We start from the raw sequence: 26,563 nt of genomic DNA, 5'->3' as shown, positions 1-26,563 counted from the left end.
TACAAGAAGGAGTAAACCACCATGAGCTTACCTGACACCCTGAAAGGAAAACTGAACTTACCGGTTCTGTGCTCTCCCATGTTCATCATCTCAACCCCTAAACTGGTCATTGAGCAGTGCAAGGCCGGAATCATCGGTTCGTTCCCGGCCCTGAACGCACGCCCTGCCGAAAAGCTCGATGAGTGGTTAACGGAAATTGAAGAAACACTGGCCAGGTATAAGGAAGAAAATCCGGACGCCAAGGTAGGCCCCTACGCCGTCAACCAGATTGCGCACCCCACCAATGACCGTCTCGAACACGATATGCAGGTCTGCGTGAAGCACAAGGTGCCCATCATCATCACCAGCCTGCAGGCCAATCCCATGGTCATTGAGGCCGCTCACAGCTATGGTGGACTGGTCTTCCACGACGTGACCAACATCCGTCATGCCAGGAAGGCTCTCAGCATGGGCGTAGACGGCCTGATTCTGGTAACCGCCGGTGCAGGTGGTCATGCAGGCACCCTGAGTCCGTTTGCCCTGTTGTCTGAAATTCGCGAGTTCTTTGATGGCCCGGTCATCCTCGGTGGTGCAATCACCAAGGGTAACCACGTTCTCAGCGCGCAGGTGATGGGTGCAGACATGGCGTATATGGGCACACGCTTCATTGCCACCGAAGAAGCCAATGCCGACCAGGCCTACAAGGATATGGTCGTCAGCTCATCCGCCTCAGATATTGTATACACCAACCTGTTCACCGGGGTGCATGGCAACTATCTGCGAGGAAGCATCGAGAAAGCTGGTCTGAATCCGGATGACCTTCCTACATCCGACAAGAGCAAGATGAGCTTTGGTTCTGGCGGTAGCAGCAAAAGCAAAGCCTGGAGAGACATCTGGGGTGCCGGCCAGGGTGTCGGCGGCATTAGCGGCCAGACCTCTGTTGCTGACACTGTCGCCAAACTTCGGGATGAATACGATACCGCCAGACAGCAGATTGCGAACGGGCAGTAAGCACATTCGCCAAATGTAATCGGCGGGGCATTGCCCCGCCGCGTTACTCCCTCAATTCACCCGCCCGGGAACGTGCCAGCCACCACCTATCTGGAAACGATGTCCCATGCATTGCCAGGAGCTGGGTCCCCTCCCTGGGCAACCAGTTCGTTAGCCACTGCCATGCCCAGGCGCTCGGACCAATAGAACTCCGACCCGAACTCCTCCCGCCAGCACCAGACCCGACGGCTGTACTGCTGGAGAGGGTATTCAAAGCTGAACCCCATGGCTCCGTGAGCCTGATGGGCATCGCGACAGACTTTTCCAGCCGCTTCAGATGCCACCACTTTGGCAGTGGCGACGGCCATGAACACTACGGAATCACCATGAAATGCCTCAGAGTGTGAAGATAGGCTGCGTACGGCCTGTTCCACAGCTGCTGTCGTCAATGCGCTTTCGCCTGCAATATCGGCAACCTTATGCTGAATGGCCTGAAACTTACCGAGAGGCCGACCAAACTGGCTCCGTTCTTTCACATATGCCACGGTAACCTCGCCCATTTTCTCCAACGCGCCAGCTACCTGACTGGCACGAACCAAAGCACAGAACTGGCGGAGCCCGTCTTCGGTCATATCATTCACCGGTTCGGACAACTGACCGGGTATCGCTGATCGAAGAATAACCCGGGTTCTCGCCTCACCTGCCAGACTTTCCCGGTGCTCCATATCGATAGTGGACGGTACGAACGTCGCAATCCGAACCTCACCTTTCTCAATGACCGGCACCACCAGGAAACCCGATTCAACCGCGCCGCTGGCATTCTCCACTACGCCATTAACCTCGCCCTGAACCAAAACCGGCAAATCTCCGCCATCATAAGCAAGGGCCGCCCAACGATCAGACACCTCAAGCCCGCTGCGGGCCAGCAACAGGTTGGCAACCAGGGTATCAGCCAACGCGACAGGCAAAGCAAAACTTGAAGCCATCCGAATCAGGTTAAATCCCAGCGCCAGCGATCCGCCGACACCACCCGCCTCCTCCGGCACCCAGGCGAGGGTCAGGCCACATTCCAGTATGGCCTGCCTCAGTTGTTCAGGCTTTTCTCCGAGCTCTGCTCCGTTAACAACCTCAGCCCCGCTCAGCTCTGAAAATAAGCGGTGGGCTGTATCCAGGATCAATTGATCGGTCTGTTCCATTTCTAACCCCTAAATTTTTTGGTGATAGAGCAATCAACGCAGCCCAATGCCGCGGGCGATAATGCCCTTGAGCACTTCGTTAGTACCGCCTCGCAAGGTAAACGACGGCTGCCTCAGAAGACTGTCTGACATCAGGTACTGAAGCTCATCGCCATAGCCCTGCTTGAGCACGATAGGCCAGAACTCCCTCAAACGCTCAATCACATCCTGTTCGAGTCGGGTTCCCAGGTCCTTCACCAACGCAGCTTCGACATCGGGAGAACATCCCTCCCCAATCAGTGCTGCCACTCCCTGGGACATGGCTCTCAGAGCCCTGATACGGGCCAGGATGCCACCAAGTACAACTGCCTGGCGGCCCTGCATAGAGGGAGCCGCCTGCTGGATAGCCCTCTCCACCGAGACAAAAGTGCTCAAAAAGCGCTCCGGGCCGGACCGTTCCAATGCGAGTTCACTGGTAATCTGTTTCCACCCTTCTCCGACCTGCCCCAGTACGGCATCGTCTGGCACCATAACCCGGTCGAAGTGGCTTTCATTGAAATGTTCAACACCGCTCATATCTCGGATACCCCGGACGCTGACACCATGAGAGTCCAGAGGCACAAGGAACTGGGTCAGGCCCTCGTGGCGTTTGTCAGGATCCCAATCTCCGGTGCGTGCCAGAACGGTCATGTACTGGCAGTGTTGTGCCCCCGAAGACCAGAGTTTGGTACCGGTGATTTCCCAGCCACCATCAACCTTTCGTGCCCGTGTTCGCACGGACGCGAGGTCCGAACCGGATTCCGGTTCACTGAGCCCCAGGGCGACAAAGCAATCACCGGCGGCAATACGCGGGAGAATGTTCCGTTTCATGGCTTCCGTGCCGGTACTCAGGATCAACGGCCCGCTCTGCCTGTCGGCGATCCAGTGCGCATGGACAGGCGCTCCGGCTGCGAGGAGCTCTTCAGTAATGACATAACGGTGGAGAGCACTCATTTCGCCACCACCATACTGTCGGGGCCAGGTAATCCCGATCCAGCCTTTTGCTCCTAGCTTTCGGCTGAATTCGAGATCCACACCTGCACACCAACAATCGGTTACGGGTACAAAACCGCCATTCTGAATTTCTTCCCTGAGGAACTGGCGCACTTCCATGCGTAACGCCTCGACAGTTTCGTCAATTTCAGGGGCAGGAAAGTTGAACCGGACATTATCCATCACGATTACTCTTATAAATTATTTGTATTATTTATATATAAAAAAAGGGTTTTCCGAGAATATCGGAAAACCCTGAAAAGAACCTCACCAGAGGTCATAAGACAACAACGAGATTTCAATATCTAATATATCTTTCCGCATAACAAATACCAATTAAAGATAACACCCATAACAGGCAGGCATTACCTACCATCATTAATTATTTTTTTACGCAATTCAGCCTTCAGGACCTTATTAATTGTCGAGACAGGAAAAGCATCTTCCATAAATGTTACGGATGTTGGGCATTTATAATGAGCAATTCGTTGACGACAATATTCAATAACTTCTTTCTCGGTAATACTTCCAGGTTTCAATAGCCGGACAACGGCATGAACCGATTCCCCCCACTTATTATGGGGAACACCAACAACGGCACATTCTTTAATATTCGGATGGCGTGACAGGATATTCTCAATTTCGATGGGATAGACATTCTCACCACCGCTGACGATCATATCCTTGATCCGGCCAGCCATGAACAGATAACCCGCGTCGTCAAGATAGCCGCTATCACCGGTGTAATACCAACCATCCTGCAATACATCCCGGGTCAGGTCCGGAGCACGCCAATACCCCTTCATGACGTTGCTTCCCTTGACCACAATTTCTCCGACAGAACCGCGAGGCACTGACCGACGCCTGCCATCAACGATCCTGACCTGATTGTGAAATACCGGGCGGCCAACCGATTCCAGACGTTGAATGTGCTCACTGGAAAGGGAGTGGTCCTCGCTATCCAGCACAGTCACAACCGGAGACGCTTCTGTCATGCCGTAGGATTGTGCGAATGACACCCCAGGCAGGACCTCAAGCGCCTGCTCCAGCAGGGCAACCGGCATCGGTGAGGCGCCGTAGGTGATCAGCCGCAGGCTGGCAAACTTTTCGCTCGAAAAGTCAGGATGATCCAGCATCATCTGCAACATGGTCGGTACGATCTGCATCGTGCTTATACGTTCTTTCGCCACCGCCTCCATGACTCCGGGCACATCAAATTTCGAGAGTATGACCGAGTGGGTGCCCGTCATGGTTGCGGTGAACACCCGCGAGCCAGCCGCCGTGTGAAACATCGGGCTGGCCTGCAGGTGGGTTTCCCGTTCCCGCATGCGATACCAGCCAAGCCCGCCCAGCGCATTGGTAAACTGGTTGATATGGGTGAGCATGACGCCTTTTGATCGCCCGGTCGTGCCGCCTGTGTAAAAGAGCACCAGGGTGTCATCATTGCCACTTGGAGCCGTTTCCACCGGGCTGGCCTCGCCAAGCAGGCGCTCATAGGAAACCATGTCCCATGGTTCCTCCTGCCGCCCCGCGTAGATAACCGTTTTCAGCCAGGGGCACGCCTGGGTTATCGCAGCAGCCTGCGCCAGATGATGCTGGTCCACCACAAGAACTGTCGGCTCAGCATCAGTCACGCAGGCAATCATTTCACCCACTGAAAGCCGGAAATTCACCGGTACAAAGATCGCTCCCGCCATCGGTGATGCGAAGAAAAGCTCAAAGCACCAATGGGAATTGAACCCCAGATACGCAACCCGGTCACCCGGCTCGACACCTCGACTGGCCAGCCCCCAGGCAACACGTTGACAGCGGTCACGGGTCTGCTTCCAGTTGAATCGCAGGCCCTCGTAGGAAACCGACGGACTGTCAGGCCAGCGCTCGGCCGCAGCTTCCAGCAAGTGCTGAACTGCGATTGATTGGCTCGTTGCGTTAACGGCGGATTTGGTTTCGACGGCACACATAGGAACTACCCATCACCCCATACTGTTCGGAATAAGGAGAGAGATGATCGGGAACGCAACGATCAATCCCAACACAATCAGGTCAGCAACCAGGAACTTCATGACACCAAAGAAGATGGTGTGCACTTTAATTTCCCGGCCAACCACACTATTGATTACAAAAACATTCATACCCAAGGGTGGGGTAACCAACCCGATTTCGAGCAGTTTGACCACCACAACACCGAACCAGATCAGATCCATGCCCATACCTTCCACCAGGGGAATCACAAAAGGCAGGGTCAGCAACATGGTGCCGATCGAATCCAGGAACATGCCCAGCACGATATAGAGCAACACGATAAAGAACAGCACCATCCAGTTTTCGAGACCAAGGCTCGCAACAAACTCTACAAAAGTGCCGGTAACGCCGGTCAGAGAAACAAACGAAACGAATATCTTCGCCCCGATGGCAATGAAGAACAGGGATGCCGACTGGAAGGCTGTTTCTTTCATCGAGCTGAGGAAATCCGCCCAGCTCAGGCGACGCGAAATCACACCAAAGCCCAGCGCAAAGACAAGACACACCGCAGCAGCTTCCGTTGCGGTGAACAGCCCGCCATAGATACCGCCGATGATGATGGCCATCAACGCCAGAGCGGGCCACCCCTTAACAGCCGCTTTCAGGCGGTCACGATTAGTGAAGTTGAGGTCCTTTGGCGCTGGTGCATGACCCGGCTTCAGCATTGCCCAGACCATCACCACGATAATGAACCCACAAACCGTGAGAATTCCAGGCAGAACTCCGGCCAGGAACAGCTTGTTAACCGACTGCTCGGTGAACATGCCATAAAGGATAAACAGCACGCTGGGAGGAATCAGAGAGCCGAGGGTTCCGCCCATGGCGACGGTTGAAGTAGCCAACTGCTTGTTATAGCCAAACCGCAACATCTCCGGCACACAAATACGGCCCATGGAAGATGCACACGCCAGGCTGGAACCGGTGATCGCGGAAAATCCGCCGCAACCAAACAAAGAGGCAATAGCCAGACCACCCGGGAGCTTCGCCAACCAGACCCTCACAGCTTCATAGATGTCTGTGGTGATCCGTGAATGGTAAGCAATATGTCCAGCTGCAATAAACAGCGGAATCATACTCAGCGAGTAGGAATGGATAAAATCAAACGCATTGGATTCAATCAACGCCAGCGCCGGACGCACGCCACGCTCGAAGATGAATTCGCTTCCCGGTCGCCAGGCATAGGCAATCAATGAGCACACAGAAGCCACGCCAACCAACACAAACGCGATTGGTACCCGCAGAATCATCAGTACCAGGGCAACCGCAAATCCCCAGGTGCCAATTACGGAAGTTTCCATCAGTCTTCTACCTCATCGTTGAGGGTCAATTGCTTGCTCTTGATCACTCCCAGGGCGATGAGAGAGTCGTATACAGCCAGATCAATCAAACGGATAAAGAACAGGACATAACCCAGGAAAAACAGCGTGTGGCCCGGCCACTTTGGCAACGCCAGAAGGCCGAAGAAATACGATTCGGACTCAAAGGCATCAACCATGGAGAGGAAGGCCGCGTAGGTGATGGGCGTAACCGCCAACAGCCCGACTACAACGGTCAGAACATTCAGCACCTGCTGCCACCTGGGCCCTAGCTTCTGGGTGAAAATTTCAACGGAAATAAAACCACGGTCAGCAGCCACAAAAGCCAGCGGCAGAATCAGTGCGCCGATCATCAACTCACCGACAATGACGACTTCATCGGGTATACCGGAAGCCGAAAACAGGCGCAGAAACACACTGCTGGTGATAATGGCACAGAGCCCCAGAATACAGACGACGCTCAGGAGCAGGAAAACGCTCTCAAGCCGCGCCAGGAAGCCCCTGGCCGAGCACAGAATTTTTAAGGAACCGGTTGGGGAATCTTCGGACTGCAACTGTTCCACATGCCCAGTGGTAACCATGTGTACCTCCCGCGGAGCACCCTGACACAAGCGTGCTCCAAATGACGTGCATTGTTATTGGTAGTGGACTGATGGTCTTTTACGGGACAAGGACACCCGAAAAAGACCATCAGTAGTCAGAATCAGCCTCTGGCCCAGGGGTAACCTTTCTCGTCCAGCTCACTCTGGTATTTGTGGAGCAGTCCGCGGTACTCATCCCAGATGGCCTGGCCATCGAAGCCCGCTTTATTCATATCCTCGACCCACTCTTTGACGTACTTGTCAGAGTGTGTGAACAATTTGGCCCGCTCCTCGTCAGACCATTCGATGACTTCGACCTTGTTGCCCAACTCACCAGTCGGCAACTTCTCGCGAACTTCCTGATTATCACTAATCAATTTCTCTGCGTAGAAATCGACCATCTCAGAACCAACCTTGCGCAGCAGCTGCTGCTGTTCTGCAGACAGGTCATCCCAGGTCCACTTGTTCATCACCATGGCAAAACCGGCAATCTGGCCCCAATCCATCAATGCCACGCTGGTGCTGACTTCCGGAGTTTTGAATGCCTTCATGGCATAGAGATAGCCACCGGAGCAATCAACCAGTCCGGTATCCAATGCCTGGTAGATTTCGGAATAGGTAAAGTTGACCAGGTTGGCACCCACTTCATCCAGAATTTTGGCGTAAATGGCGGAAGCCCGAACTTTCTTTCCTACAAAGTCGTCCAGGGTTTCAATTCTGGCATCGCCTGCACACTCAAACTGTATCTCACTGGTGGAGTAGTTAGTGATGTAGACAACGTCGTTCTGAACAAAAGCTTCCTGGATCTGCTCGTTGGTCGTCATCAGCTCATACATTGCCCGCATGCCAACCCAGGCATCAGACTGAGGAACCGGAATATCTCCCACACTCAGAACACGCATTTTCTGGGGCTCATAGGCCGCCAGCACAGAGCCCATATCCGCTGTACCGGAGCTGACACCACCGAGAATCGCGCTGTACTTCAGCAATGCTCCGCCCCAATGGATATCCAGCTTCATGTCACCACCGGACTGTTCATTGAGCTGGTCCGCAAAATGTTGCAACGCCGCTGCCCTCGCCCCCCGGTTTGGGGTCGCCTCGGCATAGCGGAATGTTGTTTCTGCGGCGACCTGCCCCACGGTTGCGGCCGTAAGAACGGAACCAACCATCAGGGATCTGATCAGCTTATTGATACCCATACTTTGAATCCTCTTGTTTTTTTAGTAGCGGCCTGGCCGCCTGTTCGCTGTATTCCAATGCCCCAATCCGTTGTGTGTCCGGGATTGGCCAGCACTCGCTTTGTCAGTTGTTCCAGGGGTAGCCTTTGGTATCGAGTGTCGTCTGATACTGTGTCAACAACTCGATGTAGCGATCCCAGATTTTGCTACCCGCCATACCCCGGGCATTTACATCCTCAATCCAGCTATCCCGATACTTGTCAGCCGCGGCAAGAATTTTGCTGCGCTCATCCGGGGCCATACGGGTCACTGGAACAGTTTTACCGAAAGCACCATTAGCGAGACTCTCCGCCACGACGGTTGCGTCCTCAATCGTCCTTTGGGCGAAATGGTCGATCATGTTGGAGCCAGCCTCCAGAAAAATGGCCTTCTGACGGTCATCCAGATCACCCCAGATGTAGGAGTTCATCACAATGCCAAAGCCCAACAGTTGCCCCCAATCCACCTGGGTCACAGACTCCACAACCTCGTAGGTTTTGTAGGCTCTCATGGTGTAGAAATAACTGGCGAGACAATCCACCAGACCTGTATCGAGAGCCTGATAAACCTCACCGAACGTCATACTTACTGTGTCTGCCCCCAGATCGGACAACACGCTGGTGTAGGTGCCGGTCGCACGAATACGTTTGCCCTTGATGTCGTCAACGGAACGGATCACATTGCCTTCCGTACATTCAAACTGGACACCCGTGGTACTGAAATTGCTCAAATAGACCAGGGATTGGTCAGCGAGGGATTTCCTGAGCTCTGGCTCGGTGGTCATCAGCTCATACATAGCTCGCATGCCGACCCACGGATCAGAAAACTCAAGGGGGATATCACCGATGCCCAGAGCCTTGAGTTCCTGCGGCTCATAGGACGACAGTACGGAGCCGAGATCGGCACTGCCCGCGGAAACCCCCTCCATCACACCGCTCCACTTCAACAGTGAACCACCCCAATGGATATCAAGGGTTATATCGCCGCCGGAAAGGCGTTCAACTTCATCGGCGAAAAATTGGACAGCTTCAGCACGGGTACCGCGATTCGGGCCGGCCTCAGCGTAGCGCAGGACAAGCTCTGCAGACGCCTGCGCGGTCCAGGTCATCGCAAGCACCAGCCCACAGGCCAACGACTTGAACTTTGTTCTCATGATATATAGCTCCGGTCTACCAAGTGTTATTTTTGTTAAGCGGGACGAGAAAACTCACACCCCACGTCCACTCAAGCTATCACCGGAAACCAATATCAACAACGACCTATATTTTATAGAACCCATGCCTGAACAGCATAGGATGAAAAACGTTAATCCGCGGGCACACCTTCCTCGTTCTCGCCGCCAAGAACATAGCGAAACGTTCCCTGCCCCGTCGCGATCAGCAAGTCATCACAGAGAATTTTCGACTCCACAAAGAAAATTTTCCGGCCCCGGTTAACCACCCGGGCCTCAATCCTCAGGGTCCCGGATTTAACCGGGTTCATGAAGTGGGTATTCAGTGAGATGGTGATGCATCGGCGGACATTCCCCGGTACAGAACAATAGGTTCCACAAAGCCCCGCAGCACTGTCCAGAAGCGACACGAATACACCTCCGTGCACGAAACCGTTCCGGTTCAGGTGTCGCTCTTCCATGTTTGCAGTGATAACGGCGTACTCAGGCTTCCACTCGGCAATCTCGAAGCCAAGCACTTCCCGGAACCCGCTTCTGTTCTCCGTTTCATACTTCAGATTTTGTTCGCTCATAACATCCACATCATTTCGGCAGCGGTGCCAGGACAACACGTGGCACTATTTTTTTTATAAATCCGGTTTTCCTGATACAAAAACCGGATAACGCTTTGCAACCTAACAAACTGGTCTGGCAAAAAACATGAAGATCAACGCTAACACTATCCCCATCGCCGTACCTTTATAATTTCTCTATGTTTTCCATGCCAACACGGTATGGCAAAAGCTGGAGTCATGCAGGAATTCCGGGTTAATTTCAGAAGCCATGAAAGAACTTCCCACAATTTCTGACACAAGAACAAAAGGCACCAGCATGAGTGATCTACTGCACAGCATCAGCAATAACATTCTGACCATCACCCTGAACCGGCCAGACAGACTCAACGCCCTGTCCAACGAGATGCGCGAAACCCTGTTGGAGCTGTTATCTCAACAAACAGAGAAGCCCACCGTGCGAGCGATTGTCATCCGGGCTGAAGGTCGCGGCTTCTGCACCGGCGCCGATGTCCAGCCCGATCAGATCCTGGCGCGCAGGGGGAACATTGGCGAGCAGGTCGAGGCCGGGATCAACCGGGTTATCAAACTTATGACGAACTTGCCCATACCCGTGATTGCGGCCGTCAATGGTCCTTCAGCTGGCGCAGGAGTCAGCATAGCCCTGGCATCAGACCTTATGGTGGTCAGCAGCGATGCGGTATTCCACGTGTCATTCGCACGGATAGGCGCCGTTCTGGATGGCGGCGGCTCCTGGTTTCTGACCCGAGCCCTTGGACCACGCCGCACAGCCTCGCTGGCGCTGACCGGGGGAGCCTTCTCCGCCGAGGAGGCGCTGTTGTGGGGGTTAGCCCACAAGCTGACAGAAAGGGAAACCCTGTGGAACGAAGCCGACGCTCTCGCAAACCAACTGGCTTCCGGGCCGACAACAGCACTGGGACTGATCAAAAAGGAAATCCACGCAGCCGCTACTCATGACCTGGCGACATCCCTGAGCCTGGAGGCAGAGTGCCAGCAGATTGCCTTCAATACAGAAGATTTTGCCGAGGCCATCGATGCCCGTCAGAACAAGCGGGTACCGGCATTTACCGGCCGCTGAAAACCAGATAACGAAAAGGACCAGGCCCATAAGAGCCTGGTGTTTTGCTGACAGGCAGCGGTATCAGATCTTGCGGCCTGCTTTTTCCCAGTAATGATCCCTCAACCGGCGCTTGAAAATCTTTCCGGAGTCTTCACGGGGCAGGTTTTCGCCAATGACGATACTCCGTGGAACCTTGAAACCAGCCAGATGCTCCCTCAGGTATACGGTCACTTCGTTGATTGAAACGCCGTCTTCATTTTCCACTTCCAGAACCGCCATGACCGATTCGCCAAACTCGTCATCTGGCACCCCGAATACCGCACAATCCTTGATACCCGGATAGTTATGAAGGACTGATTCAATTTCAGCCGGGTAGATATTCACACCTCCGGAAATCACCATGTCCTTGACCCTGTCAGCGATAAACAGGAAGCCATCTTCGTCCATGTACCCCACATCCCCGGAAGTGATGTAACCATCCCGATCAATTTCAGCCCGGGCTTCCGGCTTGCCGTTATAGGTGAAGTCGTTGATTGGAAAACGGGAATAGATTTCCCCGATGGTATTAGCCGGAACGATATTACCCTGCTCATCCAGTATCCGGACGTCAGCTTCGGGAACAATCGTTCCGACACTTCCCGGTTTGGCCAACGCCTGCTCGGAGTTGCAAGCGACGACCGCCCCGGACTCAGTGGAACCGTAGAACTCGTTAATCACCGGACCAAACCAGTCAATCATCTTGCGTTTGATATCCGCCGGGCAAGGTGCCGCCGCGTGGATAACGAACTCGAGACTGGAGAGGTCGTAACGGCTGCGGGTTTGTTCGGGCAACTTCAGCAGACGGATAAACATGATCGGCACCATCATAGCTGCCGTCAGCTTGTATTCTTCGATCAGCCTGAGAGTATCTTCAGCATCAAAGCGCGGCACAATCACCAGCAGGTCACTGATTCTTGAGGCCTGGACGCCATAGCCGTTAGGGGCACTGTGGTATAACGGACCGGGCACCATACAGCGGGCTCCCGGAGCACAACCATAAACCCGGGAGCGGAAATCCAGCATCTGTTTGGCTTCATCTGCCGCCAGGGGAATACGGCGAACGCCTTTAGGGTGTCCCGTTGTGCCGGAGGTGTAGAGCATTGAGGCGGGCCCTTGCAGCGGTGGCTCGCCGGTCGGCTCATGGGAAGCCAGCCACTTGTCCCAGCTCACCATTCCCGAAGGTACCTCACAATCTCCCGGGCTGAGGCCATAGGCCGCCCGGATGTCCTCATGGGTTTCCACCACAAGACACTGCACACCCTCAGGAATATCGTCACGGATACCCCGCCAGAGATCAGCGTGAATCACCAACACCTTGGCTCCACAATCCTGCAGGATGTAGGAAAGTTCCTCGCCTGCAAGGTGCCAGTTGATCGGCACCGCGTAGGCGCCGATATAACTCGCGGCCTGGTTTACCGCAACAAACGGTATGTCGTTGCGTAGGAAAATACCGATGCAGTCTCCAGGCTCAATGCCCAGGTGCCGAAACCCGGTCGCAGCCCGAAGCATAGTCTGCCGGAACTCTTCATGGGTCAGATGCCTGCTACCGCAGACGATACCTTTGAATGTCGACTTGTCGATTGTTGTCATTGTTTCTGCCACTCATACACGCAAACTGCCACCAGGATCTGAGATCGGGGCCTGAAATATAGCCTTGGATCAACGGCCAGTGAACTGGGGTTTTCGCTTCTGATTAAAGGCGCTGACACCTTCAACCCAGTCTTCACTCATCACCGTTTCACCGAAGGTTTCCGCTTCTGACTGGAGTTGCTGGTCCAGCGAATTCTCAGAGGATTGCAGGATCAGTTTCTTGATGTTGCCATAGGCAACCGTTGGGCCCTGGGCCAGTCTTTCGGCAAGCTTGCGGGTTTCATCCTGCAGATCTGCTGTCGGTACAACACGGTTGATCATGCCCAGATCCTTCGCCTCCTGAGCGGTGAAGCGATCACCCAAAAGCGCAATCTCCATGGCCATTTTGGTACCGACCAGACGCGGCAGATAATAGGTAGCACCGCCATCCGGGCTACTGGCGATCTTTGAGTAGGCGAGGGTGAAGAAGGCGTCATCAGACGCCACAACCAGGTCACAGCTCAGCGCAATACTGACCCCGGCCCCTGCGGCAGCGCCGCGAACGCTCGCGATGATCGGCTTGCTCAGGCGGCGCATCGCATACATCATGCCGTTAAGATTTCGGTGAATGCGGTTTACAAACACGACTCGCCGCTCATCCGGCGTCAGCTCGGTAAACTCCATGAACGACTTCACATCCCCTCCGGACATGAAGTGTTCGCCTTCACCCCGCAGAACGACACAACGCACCGAGTTGTCCCCTTCCAGGGACTGAAATAACGAAATCATCTGCTCCCGCATATCCAGAGACAGTGCATTCCGCACCTCTGGCCGGTTCATGGTCAGATAGGCAACACCATTTTCGACTTCGTATAAAAGATCACTCATCTGTGGCCTCACACCTTATCAATTCGTCAATCACTGCCCCGCCAGCTAACTCAGTTGGCCAGGGCCTCAATTTGTTCAACGCTGTATCCCAACTCTGCAAAAACCGATTGGGTATCGGTACCGTAAGAGCGGGCTGGATGACGTACTTCCGGTTCCGTACGACTAAACCGGGGCGCAGGTGCCGGTTGCATCATGTCGCCAACCTGAACGTAGGTCTTCCGTTCGACGTTATGGGGATGGTCCTGGGCTTCCTGAAAATCCAGAACCGGGGCGAAACAGATATCGGTGCCTTCCATCAGCTGACACCATTCGTCACGGGTTTTCTGCAGGAACACTTCTGCAATGGCCTGTTTCATCTCGGGCCAGCGAGCCTTGTTACCCTGATCCGCAAACGGATCATCCGGCAATCCGGCAACACTCCTCAGCTGCGCATAAAACTGAGGCTCAATGGAACCGATGGAAATGTACTTGCCATCCCGGGTCTCGTAGGAATCGTAGAAGTGGGCCCCACCATCCAGTTTGTTAGTACCACGCTCCAGTGAGTGCAGTCCCATCGCATGCATGGTATGAAACATCGACATAAGAACAGCTGAACCGTCTGTCATGGCCGCATCAACAACCTGCCCCTTGCCAGACTTCTGTGCCTCCAGCAGACCAGAGACAACACCCAGAGCCAGAAACATACCGCCACCACCGAAATCACCCACCAGATTGAGCGGAGGAACCGGTTTCTCTCCAGCACGACCAACGGCGTTGAGCGCGCCGGTCAGGGAAATGTAATTAATGTCGTGGCCGGCAGCGTTGGATAGCGGGCCGAACTGGCCCCAGCCCGTCATACGGCCATAGATCAGTTTCGGATTCCGGGCCAGACAGTCGTCCGGTCCGAGCCCCAGTTTCTCAGTGACGCCTGGACGAAAACCTTCAATCAGAGCGTCGGCGGATTCCACCAGCTTCAACAGGGCTTCAACCCCGGCGTTGCTTTTCAGGTTCAGGGCAATGGATCGCTTGCCTCGCCGGCTGCAATCCAGCTCTGCCTTGGGCGCCTTGGCGCCCAGACGTTCCACACTGATCACTTCCGCCCCAAGGTCTGCCAGCATCATGCCGCAGAACGGGCCTGGCCCAATACCCGCCAGTTCAATGATGCGGTATCCGTGCAATGGTCCCATTGGATTCTCCATGGCTGCCGGGCTTCGGCGGCTCTTGTTATTGTTGATCTGATCCAGCGACGATTTTTGCGTCAAACAGCTTGGCGATCTCACCCGAGCTCAGCCCCAGGGTGTCTGCCAGAATTTCCTCGGTATGCTGTCCCAATCGGGGCGCCGGGCGCACCGCTTCCTGTTCCAGGCCGGTAAACCGGAGCGGATGGTCCGGCATCAGGTATTCGCCGATACCTGGCTGATCCACCATCTGGAACAGCGGGTTATCAGCGGAGCAGTCGATGTCGTTCTCGACCACTTCCCGGATACTCTGATACTTGCCCCAGCAGGCGCCCGCATTGTCGAGTTCGGATGCGACCTGTTCGAACCGGCGCTCCGAGAACCACGGACGGAAGATCTCCGTGATGCCATCACTGCCTTTATAGCGATCGCCTTCCTTGATGAAGTCCAGACCCATGCGCTGCTGCAATTCAGCAACCTGGGCTTCCGTACCAGTAACATTTACCAACGCTCGCCACTGGTTCGGGCTAACGCCCACCACCATGACGCGCTCACCGTCCTGACACTGGAAGTCGTGACCATAGGTTCCGAAGAGGTTGTTACCGATCCCATCCCGCTCTTCACCATTGATCATCATCTCTGCGATATAACCAAGGTTACCCAGAGTCGCCAATGCAACGTCTGCCAGAGTAATACGCACCAACTGGCCCTGCCCCGTACGTGTGCGGTGGCGCTCTGCAGCCAGTAAACCAAGCGCAATCTGCTGACCGGTGATCACATCCCAGGCGGGCAAAGGATTATTGAGCGGGGGAATCTCGCCACTTTTGCCAATACCGGTAATGGCTGGAAAACCGACCTTGCAGTTAACGGTGTAATCCAGTGCGCCACGACCGTGACGGTCACCGATGAGATTCAGATAAATAAGGTCTTCTCGTTGTTTGGCCAGCTGGTCATAAGACAGCCAGCCCTTGGCCGGAAAGTTCGTCAGGAACAGGCCTGCGTCATCACCGGGAAGCGTAATCAGGCGGGTCAGCAATTCCTGCCCTTCCGGGCGACGAAAGTCCACCGCAATGGAACGTTTGCCCTTGTTCAGGCTGTGCCAATAGAGGCTTTTCTGGTCGTTGGTCACTGGCCAGCGGTTGTAATCAATACCGCCACCGATAGGGTCGAATCGGATAACATCGGCCCCGAGCTGGCCCAGGGTCATTCCGCCTGAGGGCGCTGCGACAAAAGCACTGCCCTCAACGATACGAAGTCCGGAAAGAATATTCTGCATAATGTAGGTTCCAGGTTAGCCAGGGGCTGGAATTACTGGCCACTCTCGGAACTACCGTTAGCGGCCAGACGAGGAGATCAGCTGACTTCTGCGTAGCCGTTGTTGATTACGACAACATCGCGCTCAACAACGCGGCAGCGGAACGCCACCTCGTTACCATCACGCCAGATCTCAGTGCGGATGGTTTCACCCGGATAAACCGGTGAAGAGAATCTGAGGCGAATACGATGGAAACGCTCAGGATCATAATCACACAGGTTCTTCAGAATCGCGTGGGTTGCGACACCAAAGGTACACAGCCCGTGCAAAATAGGTGCTTTGAATCCTGCCGCTGTCGCCACCGAAGGAGATGCGTGCAATGGGTTATAGTCACCCGAAAGCCGGTATATCAACGCTGCCATCGGCAGAGTCGGAAGATCACAAACCATGTCGGGCTCGCGCTCGGGAATGGGATCTGGTTTCGGGGACGGAACTGAGGGGCCGCCAAAACCACCGTCACCACGAGCCATGGTGGTGCTGATGAGGGTACACAGATCTTCACCGGTCGCGGAGTCGCGGACGGTGCGTTCGGACAGAATCAAAGCGCCTTTTCCTTCGCCCTTGTCCACAATTTCGTTGATCCTGGTGGTGGCCTCTACCTTACCGGAGGCAGGCAGCGGTTTGTGCATGATCATTTCCTGCCCGGCGTGCAGGATTTTGACCCAATCAATACCGGTATCCGGTTCTTTTGCCCAGAAGCCCGGATAAGCCAGAACGTTGGCCATGCTGGGCATCGCCTTGAGGCCATCTTCGTAAACGAACTTCAGGCAATCTTCGTCGAGCGGGTCAATCCCCATGCCAACACCCAGGGCATACAGAATAGTGTCTTTCTCGGTATAGGTATGCTCGAGACGTTCGAACTTGCGATTCATCAACTTGTCGTAATCGATGGCCACCGTGGTGCTCCTTTTATTGTTGCTGGCTTGGCCTGAAAGGCGTCCGGCCCCTCGGGGCCGGAACTAAACGGCAGAGACGGACCTTAGAACGGGTCCCAGCTGAAGACGTCTGCGGAACGATCAAGCGGGTAGAAATCCGCTTCGAAGGCCGGAAGAACCCGATCCAGCACAGTTTCCGGAGTCCAGCCTTCAGAGGTATGGGCTGAACGGAACGGACGCGGCTGACTGAACAGGAAGATTTCGTTGTTGCGAACACCGAAGATCTGACCCGTTACATTCTTTGCTTTGTCACTGCACAAGGAAACGGCAAGGGTAGCGATCTTGTCTGGGGTCATCTGCTGGATTTTGGCAACACGCGCCTTCTGTTCTTCGCTGTCTGTCGGGATGCTGCCGATCAGACGGCTCCAGGCGAACGGAGCGATGCAGTTGGAGGTTACACCAAAGCGTTGCATGTCCAGAGCCATGGACTTGGACAGACCGACGATACCCATTTTGGCTGCGGCATAGTTAGCCTGGCCAAAATTACCGATCAGACCGGACGTAGACGTCATATTCACGAAGGTGCCGCTGCCCTGCTCGCGGAAAATCGTTGCAGCAGCACGGCTGACGTTGAAGGTACCTTTAAGGTGAACAGCCAGCACCGCGTCGAAATCGTCTTCAGTCATTTTATGGAAGATCACGTCACGCAGGTTACCCGCGTTATTGATCACCGCATCGATGCGGCCGAAGGTATCGACAGCACACTTAACGATATTCTGACCACCTTCCCAGGAGGTAACGCTATCGAAGTTCGCTACGGCTTCACCACCAGCTGCTTTGATTTCGTCAACCACTTCCTGCGCCGGGGTGGCATCATTGCCGGATCCATCTGCAGCACCGCCAATATCGTTCACAACAACTTTGGCACCGTTCTCGGCCAACATGATCGCGGTAGCACGGCCAATACCACGGCCGGCGCCAGTGACAATAACGACTTTTCCGTCAACAATCTTTTCGTTACTCATGACACCCTCCTACAGGTCTCTTGTTTTATGTCTCGGACATTGATTCAGGTTGGTCAGGCGGTAGCACTGCCGACCAGATTTCTTGCTATCACTTTCAGCGCCAGGGTTTCCTCTGCGCCTTCAAAAATCGACAACACGCGTGCGTCGACAAAATAACGGCTGACCGCGCTTTCTTCCGCATACCCCATACCACCGTGAATCTGCATGGCCTCTCGGGTCACCCATTCAGCAGCACGACAACTGAACAGCTTCACCAGGCTGGCTTCCATCTGGCCAGCCCCTTGATCCATCATTCTCGCCACTTCGTAGCTGAACTGACGGGAAGCTACCAGCGTCGAAATCATGCGCCCCAGTTTCACCTGGGTCAGTTGGTAATCACCCACAGGACTACCGAAAACCTTGCGTTCACGGGAATAACTCAGTGCCTTTTCGAACGCTGCCTGCATGACACCGGTAGCTCGAGCGGCTGTCTGGATACGACCGCCGGCAAAGCCCGCCATGGTGAAGTAAAAGCCTTTCCCACGACCCTTTTCCTCGCCAATAAGGCAGTCCGCAGGGACAAAGTAGTCTTCGAAGAACACGTCATAGGAATGCATGCCGCGATAGCCGATGGTCGCGATGGCCTTGCCTGAAATTACGCCACCTTCCGACTGCTGATGCCGGAACTCGTGGCCGGACGCAGCGGGCTTCTCAACGATAAACATACTCAGGCCTTTATGGCCCAGAGACGGATCAGATTCGGTTCGAGCCATGGCCACCAGAATGCGGGCTTTGCCGGCGAAGGTGCACCAGGTTTTGCTGCCATTCAGTACCCAACCACCCTCAATCGGTGTCGCTCTGAGCCCAAGTGAGGCAACGTCCGATCCGAAGTTTGGTTCGGTAATCGCGATTGCGCACAACTTTTCGCCGGAGGCAATCTGGGGCAGCCAGGTCTCCTGTTGGGCTTGAGTGCCCCCCTGCAAGAGGGCTTTGGCTGCAATTTCCGGGCGGGTAATGAGAGACCCTGCGCCACCCAACGATGCTTTGGACAACTCTTCGGTGACGACGATCATACCCAGGCTGTCATCATGATCATCAGGCTGAAGCCCGCCAAAACGCTCGGGAATACTGATACCAAAGCAACCCAATTCGGCCGCCGCCGACAGGATCTCGTCCGGGATATCAAGGTCTTCCCGATGGATCTTCTCCGCCAGAGGCGCGACAACGTCCGTACCGAAACGTGCGAACATGTCCCGCACCATTTCTTTCTCATCGTTCAGCAGAGAAGGAAGGTGGGTACTGCCACGCTCGGTAACCTTGGCACCGACCGCAGCCAGAAACTCAGAACTACCGTATGCCGCACGGAACTCGCCTAACGCGCTGTCGCCATACAGAGAAACCAGCTCACCGTACTCAAAGCCCAGATCCCCGGCACGACCGAGAAGCCTTTTCAGAACAGAGTCCAGCGCTTCTGCTGTGAACGCCAGTGCCGTATCAACCGCAAAACTGTCGAGACCACCCGCATCCCGGGCATACCGACACACAGCCTCAGAGGCGGCAAGCTCAGCACTGCAGAATGCGAGTTCGTAACAGCTCAGCTGATGCCGGTCCAACAGCACCGAATCCAGCTTTCCGTCCACGGTACAGAAAGCATTCAGTTGCCTGAGCCCTGCCTGGACCTTTTCACGTAACCGGCTGATACATTCATCAGCCTGTTTCAGGGATACTTCCCGATCACTGACACTCATCGCATAACCTTTCAGAATCTGTTGGTAAATAAGCGCATCAGAGTGCCCGGACCTGTTAGCCCGGGCACGCCGTTTTACTCGTACCGGCCAATAATCGAAATACTGCAGATATTCTGGTGCGGGAAGCCGCCCAGGTTATGGTTCAGGGCGATACGCGGATCGCTCAGCTGGCGATCCCCTGCCCGGCCATGGAACTGCAGGTAGTTCTCATAGATCATCCGCATGCCGGACGCGCCGATGGGGTGACCGAAGCACTTGAGACCGCCGTCGATCTGGCAAGGGATACGTCCATCGGCATCGAAGTCGCCATTCAGGATGTCCCGAACAGCCTGACCTTCATCAGAGAGCTGCAAGTCTTCCATAGTCACCAGTTCAGTGATGGAGAAGCAGTCGTGCACTTCAGTCATGCTGATTTCGTCACGCGGATTCTTGATACCGGCTTCATCGTATGCCCGCTGAGCCGCAACCCGCGTCGTCTTCAGGTAGGAGCCATCCCAGGTGTTGTAGGTCGCTTCCTCACCGTTTGACGCAGCCAACTGCAAGGCTTTGACCGACACCAGGTCCGCCTTGCTCAGGGCTTTGGCAATTTCCGGAGTACAAACGATGGCACAAGCAGCACCATCGCTGACGCCACAGCAATCGAACAGGCCAATCGGCTCCGCAATGTATGGGGCATTCATTGCCTGCTCTTCGGTAATTTCACGCTGCAGGTGCGCTTTCGGATTTTTCGCACCATTGGCGTGACTCTTGACAGAAACATGCGCCATGGCTCGTTTCAAATCTCCCTTGTCGATACCGTGCTTGGCACGATAGCCACTGGCCAGTTGCGCGAAGGCGCCCGGCGCTGACAGGTTCGGCCAGAACATATCGTTCTCGACACCACGGGTGCGTTGGGGCAGCCCGCCGTAACCCACATCCTTGAGCTTCTCCACACCCAGGGCCAGAGCAATATCACAGGCCCCGGAGGCCACCGCATAGACTGCACCGCGGAAAGCTTCTGTACCGGTGGCACACATATTCTCCACCTTGGTTACCGGAATATTCGGCAACCGCAGGGCGATGGAGAGAGGCATCGCACTGGAGCCAACGTTGAACGCGTCGATGCCTGCACCGAACCAGGCCATTTCGATCTGGGACTTTTCGATTCCGGCATCGGCGAGACATTCTTCAAATGCTTCAGACATCAAGTCCGCCGGGCTGGCATCCCAGCGCTCACCGAACTTGCTGCAGCCCATTCCAAGGATCACTACTTTATCTTTGATTCCACTAGCCATTGCTATTCACCTGTAATTAGCTGCGTGAGTTACTTCTGGACCGGAGTCGCTTTCCAGAAATACTTGCGGAAGCCGCGCTGGTTATCGAACTGACGGATGCGGAAGTGCACAGAGACTTCGACACCGGTATCCATGGTGCCCGGCTCCACTTCCGTGAAGTCCATCATCAGGCGGCCGCCGCCTTCGAATTCCACCAGGCCGAAGTAGGCCGGCGGGTTCCAGTCGAAGGTCAGCCGGTCCGCAGTCCAGGTTTTCACATGCCCTTTCAGGGCTGACATCGGGTAGTCATCCTGGCTGTCCAGGTGTCCACATTCCGGATTTACGCAGTAGCGGTCCTTTGGAATCTGAACCGTTTGGCAATCCCGGCACTTGCCACCGATAAAGCCGGTCAGCAGATCTTTGCGACGGTACATAGCCGCCAGATAACTCTGTTTATCCAGCTCGCCACGCTTGCCGATTTCCCGGTCGACGAGATTGTTGAAACTCAGGAAGCGGTTGTAGTTACCATCCTGACGACCACGCTCAAGCGCGCCGGAAAAACCACTGGCAGGACGCTTGTCAGCAATGGTATCGGTTGCCCGGAACAGCACTGCGTCGGTGCCCTGACCAAAACCAGCCACCAGTATCAGCTGACCCGGCTTAGCAGACTCCAGAACCTTGGTCAGCAACATAACGGGGTGTGCCACACCCGTAACACCCAGGCTCTGGATGTGGTTATCCACAACCGCGTCAGCATTGATACCAAGCTTCTTGGCAACCGCTGGCGGCGTACGGGCCTGATCCGTCGCAAGCACAAAATGGGCGACATCCGCCGCTTTTACACCATTCGCTTCAAGAACACGGTTAACCGCTGTGGGAACGGCTTTCATGTAGCCTTCATCACGAATCCAGCGCTCTTCCCACTCATAATCCATGGTGGAATCTTCACCACGGTAGTGGTCAACAAAATCCGTAACATAAGACGCACTGCCCAGGTATTCAGCAATCACGCCTTCATTACCGACAGCAACCGCAGCAGCGCCATCACCCCAGAGCATTTCCGAACGGGAACCACACTTGCTACGACGGTGCTCGGAAGCCACCAGCAGGGAATGACCAGCCGCAGAGGTGTTACCCTCAAGCAGAGAAATCAGGGCAGACGTTGCAGCGCGCTGGGATGCAGCCACATCCATGGTCCGGATGTTGTCGGCAAGATTCAGAGCCTGGCTAATCACTACGGAATTCTGGCGATCCAGGAATGGCAGGGTGGTAGAAGCAAGGCACAGGCTATTAACAGCTGCCCCCTGACCCAGTGCAGACAGACAGTCCTGACTGGCTTCCACACCCATCGTGATGGTGTCTTCATCCCAGTTACAGACGCTCCGCTCGCCTTTGGCCAGGCCACGCAGACTCGCATCGAACCAGTCGTTGGCATCCGCAATCGCAGATTTCAGCAACCGGGTTTTCGGAATGTAGGTACCGTAAGCGGTAATACCAAACATAGGATTTCCTTCCTTATCTTTTCGGCGCCCCGGCTGACCGGGGCGGCCACAATTGCCACAATTAGAGAGAGCGACCAATGACCAGCTTCATAACTTCAGATGCACCACCGTAGATACGGCGAACACGCGCATCAACGAACATGCGGGCAATTGGGTATTCACTCATGTAGCCATAGCCACCAAACAACTGCAGACATTTATCCACAACCACGCCTTCATTCTCGGTTGTCCACAGCTTGGCCATAGCCCCTTCTTCCGGAGTCAGAGTGCCTTCGGAACATTTCTCTATGCACTGGTTCAGGAACGCCCAACCCACTTCGAGGTTGGTCTTGAGTTCTGCAAGGGTAAACTGGGTGTTCTGGAAGTCGGCCAGGGTCTGACCAAACATTTTGCGCTCTTTGACGTAAGCGTTAGTGATATCGAAAGCGCGCTGAGCCTCGGCCTGCGCACGGCAGGCAATGGTGATCCGTTCCCGGGGCAGCTCATGCATCATCATGGCAAAACCGGCGCCCTCTTCACCCACGAGATTAGTAACTGGCACGCGAACGTCCTGGAAAAACATCTCGGAGGTATCGGCAGCTTTCTGGCCGATCTTGTCCAGGTTACGACCACGCTCAAAACCAGGACGATCAGTCTCAACGATAATCATGCTGATACCACGAGCACCTTTAGACGGGTCGGTCACACAGGCAAGCAGGACAAAATCGGAATTCTGGCCATTGGTAATGTAAGTTTTCTGGCCATTAATGACGTATTCATTGCCATCCCGCACGGCAGATGTTCGGATAGCCTTAAGATCACTACCAGCGCCCGGCTCGGTCATACCAATGGAAGCAATCGCCTCGCCGGTGACCATTTTCGGTAGCCACTGCTTTTTCTGGTCCTCAGTACCAGCATTCATCAAGTAGTAAGCAACGATATCCGCACTGACCGAGAAGCCGACACTGGCACCGCCAATGGCATAACCAGTCTCTTCAGAAAGGACCATGTTGTATTTAAAATCAGCACCGGGACCGCCATACTCTTCCGGCACACCACAACACAGAAAACCGTTCTCGCCAGCCTTGCGCCAGAATGCCCTCGGCACAACACCATCTTTTTCCCACTGCTCAATATTGGGCTCGAGTTCCTCACGGAAAAAGCGGCGGGCATTCTCTCGAAACAGCTCGTGATCGCTGTTATAGATAGAACGGTTTTGCATAGTTTTTATCCTCTTGATGACCTTTTTTCAGGGAAGCCTTCCCACCTTCCTGTCACCGTTTCGTGCGTAGGAAAAGCCAGATATCCCAAACCGTATCAGCAAGAAAAAACTACAACAATTATATACTTTTTATATCACCTATAATTTAACGGCATACATTTCTACAACATCTGCTAGTCATGAAGTACAGGGATGATATAGAGTCAACAAAAACAGATAACCAATTTTTATAGAAGAGGCGCGTCATGTCCTTCAACCTGAATATTGACCTTCGCCAGTTGAACACCTTTCTTACCGTAGCGGATACGGGCAGTTTCAGCCGCGCCTCAGAGAAGCTATTCGTTGCTCAACCAGCCCTGAGCCGACAGATTCGCATGCTGGAGGAAGCGCTGAACGTGGAGGTTTTCGTCAGACATGGTCGTGGCGTGGTACTTACAGCAGCAGGCGAACTTCTTTACGAACGGGCCAGAACTCTATTGCAAAGCCTGGAACGAACCCAGGCTGACGTTACCGCTGTGGCGGGCGAAGTGACCGGTCAGGTTATCTTCGGCTTGCTTCCTACCGTCACCCACAGTTTCTCTGCATCTATTATTGAGAATTACCGAAAGCGGTTTCCGCAGGTTCAGCTGGCGGTCAAATCCGCCATGAGTGGCACGATGCAGCGCATGGTGATGCAACACCGTTTGAATCTCGCCATAAGCTATACTAACTCCAATCACAAAAACCTCCGTTTCCGGCCATTGATCGAAGAACCCCTTTACCTTATATCCCCCAACAATACCCGGGTATCCAAGCTGTCGGAAATTACGCTGGACGAAGTCCTTGAACTTCCCCTCGTCATGCCAGAGGAAAAGCACGGTCTGCGCGTGACAATTGAGAAAGTTGCTGCCGAACGCAAAAAGATTCCTAAACTCGCGATGGAGGTCAGCGCCTGGCCGATGCTGACCGACATGGTTCGCAGGGGCCTGGGTTACAGCGTGCTGTCCCCTGCTGCAGTCCACGACATGGTGCAGCGGGATGAAGTGGTGGCAATCCCGATCACTTCCCCCGAACTCACCCGCACGCTGGCGATCGTGACCCCAACCGACCTGCCGTCGTCTGTCGCCACCATCAAGCTGTCTGAAATGATCATGCAGCAGGTTGCTGAGCAGGTTGAAGCGGGCACATGGAAAGGCAAGCTACTGTTCAACCCTAAGGAAATCAGCCAATCCGCACGCCAGGACGGCGCCATCGAAGAACTCACAAACTAACAACGCAAACTATCAGGCAAACCATCTCCAGAACCACCTATGCCGAAACCGAATACCAATTATCGAATATAGATAATTGTTGACGCTCAATGTCACTGATAGCGTGGGCAAATCGCTTAGCCGAAGGACTCGTGCTAACGCGTACTCAGGTTTTGACGACACATTAGAACAAACTATTTCAACAATAATTCTGGAGACAATTTATGCCTAATAAGAAACTGGCCAGAGCCATTCGACTGACCACTGCCGCCCTCGCTATGGGTATTGCCGGTCAAGCCAGCGCCATCAACTTTCAGGCAGGCGATGTAGATGCGAGCATTTATGGTTATGTTCGCCTGAACATGACTTACGATCTTGATGAGAATCTGGGCGGGCCAGCTCAGGAAGGCTCCTTCACCCGGATCAGCGATTCAGACGCTAACGGTTACTTCGGCGCTTCCGCCAACCAGAGCCGCATTGGTATCCGGCTCAAGAACCCCGATGGAGTGAAAGTAAACGTCGAAGGCGACTTCTACGCGGGCACCTTCCGCCTGCGTCACGCCTACGGTGAGTACAACGGTGTTCTGGCCGGTCAGACCTGGTCCAACTACACCAGTTTTGCAGGCGGCACATCTGTCCTGGACTTCAACGGCGTAGCAGGTAATGCCGGCCTCTGGCACCGTGAGGCACAGGTTCGTTACACCACCGGTAACCTTTCCCTGTCTGTGGAAAACCCCCGCAGCCGACTGGCAAACTCTGTTATCCGTGACAGTTCACCGTCATTCACAGCTCGCTACGAGTCAAAAATGGACGGCGGTGCCTTCGCGGTTGCTGCTCTGACCAAGCAGAATACCTATGACACCGGTACCGACGATGACTCTACCATTGCCTACACCGCGTTCGTGACCGGTAAGATCGCACTGGGCGAATCGGTCACCGTCCAGGGCGCCGTTAACTACTCAGACGGTGCTAACCGCTATCTGTACCAGTCCAATGCAGATGACGCCTATGTTGCTAACGGCAGCATTGAAAACATCAGTGGCTATGGCGGTAACATCGGTGCCACCCTGAAGCTTGACGGCGGCAGCAGCATCAACTTTGTGGCAGGTATGACCAAGGTCGATTGGGACGATGCCCTGGCTGACGGCGTTGCCAATGGCAGCGAAGCCGAAACCAACCGCAACATCCTGGTGAACTACCAGTGGGTTCCGGTCAAGAGCGTCAAAATGGGCGTTGAGCTGAGCAACTGGTACACCGAGTACGTCAACGGCAACGATGAAGATGCTAACCGCATCATGTTTGCCGCCCAGTACAACTTCTAAGGGCTGGTAACGCGATGAAGAATCCGCCGGAGCCTGCTTGGTCCCGGCGGATTCCACGCCCGGAATACCGCAAGTGAAGTGACCCATCGTCTCAGCGCAACTGCCTCTCCGGTCCCGCCCGAATACCTGTTTAGTAGTGAGTACCCCCAAGCAAAACTGGAGACATGAATGAAAATTCTGGTCGCTGTAAAACGAGTCATCGACTACAACGTAAAGGTGCGCGTCAAGCCGGACAACACCGGCGTTGATCTCGCCAACGTCAAGATGGCAATGAACCCGTTCTGTGAAATCGCTGTTGAAGAAGCGGTTCGCCTGAAAGAAAAGGGTGTTGCCAGTGAAATCGTGG

Annotated in this window: 22 protein-coding genes and 1 pseudogene; 5 read left to right on the top strand and 18 right to left on the bottom strand. The window is 54.6% G+C overall.

Annotated features, from left to right (window positions below):
• The first annotated feature begins 21 nt into the window (after positions 1-21).
• Positions 22-990, top strand: a complete 969-nt coding sequence (locus FWJ25_RS13990) for an NAD(P)H-dependent flavin oxidoreductase (protein ID WP_149600884.1) — start codon at positions 22-24, stop codon at positions 988-990.
• A gap of 86 nt (positions 991-1,076) precedes the next feature.
• On the opposite strand, the gene FWJ25_RS13985 is transcribed toward FWJ25_RS13990, so the two are convergent.
• From FWJ25_RS13985 to FWJ25_RS13950, 8 genes are all read right to left on the bottom strand, one after another.
• Positions 1,077-2,165, bottom strand: coding sequence for an acyl-CoA dehydrogenase family protein (locus FWJ25_RS13985; protein WP_149600883.1), 1,089 nt, complete (start codon positions 2,163-2,165; stop codon positions 1,077-1,079).
• Positions 2,166-2,198: 33 nt separating this feature from the next.
• Positions 2,199-3,359 (bottom strand): acyl-CoA dehydrogenase family protein, encoded by a 1,161-nt coding sequence (locus FWJ25_RS13980; RefSeq protein WP_149601025.1) that lies wholly within the window; start codon positions 3,357-3,359, stop codon positions 2,199-2,201.
• A 182-nt stretch (positions 3,360-3,541) separates the two neighbouring features.
• Positions 3,542-5,137, bottom strand: a complete 1,596-nt coding sequence (locus FWJ25_RS13975; protein WP_149600882.1) for a long-chain-fatty-acid--CoA ligase — start codon at positions 5,135-5,137, stop codon at positions 3,542-3,544.
• Between the two features lie 12 nt (positions 5,138-5,149).
• Entirely contained in the window at positions 5,150-6,496 is a 1,347-nt protein-coding gene (locus tag FWJ25_RS13970) for a TRAP transporter large permease (protein WP_149600881.1), read from the bottom strand.
• Entirely contained in the window at positions 6,496-7,095 is a 600-nt protein-coding gene (locus tag FWJ25_RS13965) for a TRAP transporter small permease (RefSeq protein ID WP_149600880.1), read from the bottom strand. Before FWJ25_RS13965 ends, FWJ25_RS13970 begins: the two co-directional genes overlap by 1 nt.
• Before the next feature lie 122 nt (positions 7,096-7,217).
• A complete protein-coding gene (locus FWJ25_RS13960) occupies positions 7,218-8,294 on the bottom strand; it encodes a C4-dicarboxylate TRAP transporter substrate-binding protein (protein ID WP_149600879.1) in 1,077 nt (358 codons plus the stop codon).
• Positions 8,295-8,397: 103 nt separating this feature from the next.
• Positions 8,398-9,465: a C4-dicarboxylate TRAP transporter substrate-binding protein gene (locus tag FWJ25_RS13955; RefSeq protein ID WP_223163254.1), complete on the bottom strand. Its 1,068-nt coding sequence runs from the start codon at positions 9,463-9,465 to the stop codon at positions 8,398-8,400.
• A 152-nt stretch (positions 9,466-9,617) separates the two neighbouring features.
• A complete protein-coding gene (locus tag FWJ25_RS13950) occupies positions 9,618-10,055 on the bottom strand; it encodes a PaaI family thioesterase (protein ID WP_149600878.1) in 438 nt (145 codons plus the stop codon).
• A 298-nt stretch (positions 10,056-10,353) separates the two neighbouring features.
• Here FWJ25_RS13950 and FWJ25_RS13945 point away from each other — a divergent pair, with 298 nt between their 5' ends.
• Positions 10,354-11,133, top strand: a complete 780-nt coding sequence (locus FWJ25_RS13945) for an enoyl-CoA hydratase-related protein (RefSeq protein ID WP_149600877.1) — start codon at positions 10,354-10,356, stop codon at positions 11,131-11,133.
• A gap of 63 nt (positions 11,134-11,196) precedes the next feature.
• Here FWJ25_RS13945 and FWJ25_RS13940 read toward each other — a convergent pair whose 3' ends face one another.
• From FWJ25_RS13940 to FWJ25_RS13895, 10 genes are all read right to left on the bottom strand, one after another.
• A complete protein-coding gene (locus FWJ25_RS13940) occupies positions 11,197-12,744 on the bottom strand; it encodes an acyl-CoA synthetase (protein ID WP_149600876.1) in 1,548 nt (515 codons plus the stop codon).
• A gap of 69 nt (positions 12,745-12,813) precedes the next feature.
• Positions 12,814-13,611, bottom strand: a complete 798-nt coding sequence (locus FWJ25_RS13935; RefSeq protein WP_149600875.1) for an enoyl-CoA hydratase/isomerase family protein — start codon at positions 13,609-13,611, stop codon at positions 12,814-12,816.
• A gap of 50 nt (positions 13,612-13,661) precedes the next feature.
• On the bottom strand, positions 13,662-14,777 hold the full coding sequence (locus FWJ25_RS13930; protein WP_149600874.1) for a CaiB/BaiF CoA transferase family protein: 1,116 nt from the start codon (positions 14,775-14,777) through the stop codon (positions 13,662-13,664).
• 37 nt (positions 14,778-14,814) lie between these two features.
• On the bottom strand, positions 14,815-16,044 hold the full coding sequence (locus FWJ25_RS13925) for a CoA transferase (RefSeq protein ID WP_149600873.1): 1,230 nt from the start codon (positions 16,042-16,044) through the stop codon (positions 14,815-14,817).
• 77 nt (positions 16,045-16,121) lie between these two features.
• Positions 16,122-16,979 (bottom strand): MaoC/PaaZ C-terminal domain-containing protein, encoded by an 858-nt coding sequence (locus FWJ25_RS13920; protein WP_149600872.1) that lies wholly within the window; start codon positions 16,977-16,979, stop codon positions 16,122-16,124.
• 83 nt (positions 16,980-17,062) lie between these two features.
• A complete protein-coding gene (locus FWJ25_RS13915; protein WP_149600871.1) occupies positions 17,063-17,983 on the bottom strand; it encodes an SDR family NAD(P)-dependent oxidoreductase in 921 nt (306 codons plus the stop codon).
• Positions 17,984-18,036: 53 nt separating this feature from the next.
• Positions 18,037-19,710, bottom strand: coding sequence for an acyl-CoA dehydrogenase family protein (locus tag FWJ25_RS13910; protein WP_149600870.1), 1,674 nt, complete (start codon positions 19,708-19,710; stop codon positions 18,037-18,039).
• A 74-nt stretch (positions 19,711-19,784) separates the two neighbouring features.
• Positions 19,785-20,984, bottom strand: coding sequence for an acetyl-CoA acetyltransferase (locus FWJ25_RS13905; protein WP_149600869.1), 1,200 nt, complete (start codon positions 20,982-20,984; stop codon positions 19,785-19,787).
• A 29-nt stretch (positions 20,985-21,013) separates the two neighbouring features.
• On the bottom strand, positions 21,014-22,465 hold the full coding sequence (locus FWJ25_RS13900) for a 3-oxoacyl-[acyl-carrier-protein] synthase III C-terminal domain-containing protein (RefSeq protein ID WP_149600868.1): 1,452 nt from the start codon (positions 22,463-22,465) through the stop codon (positions 21,014-21,016).
• A 61-nt stretch (positions 22,466-22,526) separates the two neighbouring features.
• Positions 22,527-23,666 carry an acyl-CoA dehydrogenase family protein gene (locus tag FWJ25_RS13895; RefSeq protein ID WP_149600867.1) on the bottom strand — a complete coding sequence of 380 codons (1,140 nt, stop codon included), beginning with the start codon at positions 23,664-23,666 and terminating at the stop codon, positions 22,527-22,529.
• A gap of 245 nt (positions 23,667-23,911) precedes the next feature.
• On the opposite strand from FWJ25_RS13895, the gene FWJ25_RS13890 reads away from it, so the two are divergent.
• From FWJ25_RS13890 to FWJ25_RS13880, 3 genes and pseudogenes are all read left to right on the top strand, one after another.
• Entirely contained in the window at positions 23,912-24,916 is a 1,005-nt protein-coding gene (locus FWJ25_RS13890) for a LysR family transcriptional regulator (RefSeq protein WP_149600866.1), read from the top strand.
• A gap of 203 nt (positions 24,917-25,119) precedes the next feature.
• A complete protein-coding gene (locus FWJ25_RS13885) occupies positions 25,120-26,217 on the top strand; it encodes a DcaP family trimeric outer membrane transporter (protein ID WP_188093634.1) in 1,098 nt (365 codons plus the stop codon).
• Positions 26,218-26,385: 168 nt separating this feature from the next.
• Positions 26,386-26,563, top strand: a pseudogene (locus tag FWJ25_RS13880) (electron transfer flavoprotein subunit beta/FixA family protein); the annotation flags it as partial.

This window comes from Marinobacter salinexigens, assembly GCF_008370345.1.
GTDB classification, from domain to species: Bacteria; Pseudomonadota; Gammaproteobacteria; order Pseudomonadales; family Oleiphilaceae; genus Marinobacter; species Marinobacter salinexigens.
Note: the sequence above shows the minus strand (reverse complement) of the source record. Positions and strands in the feature narration are given on the sequence as shown.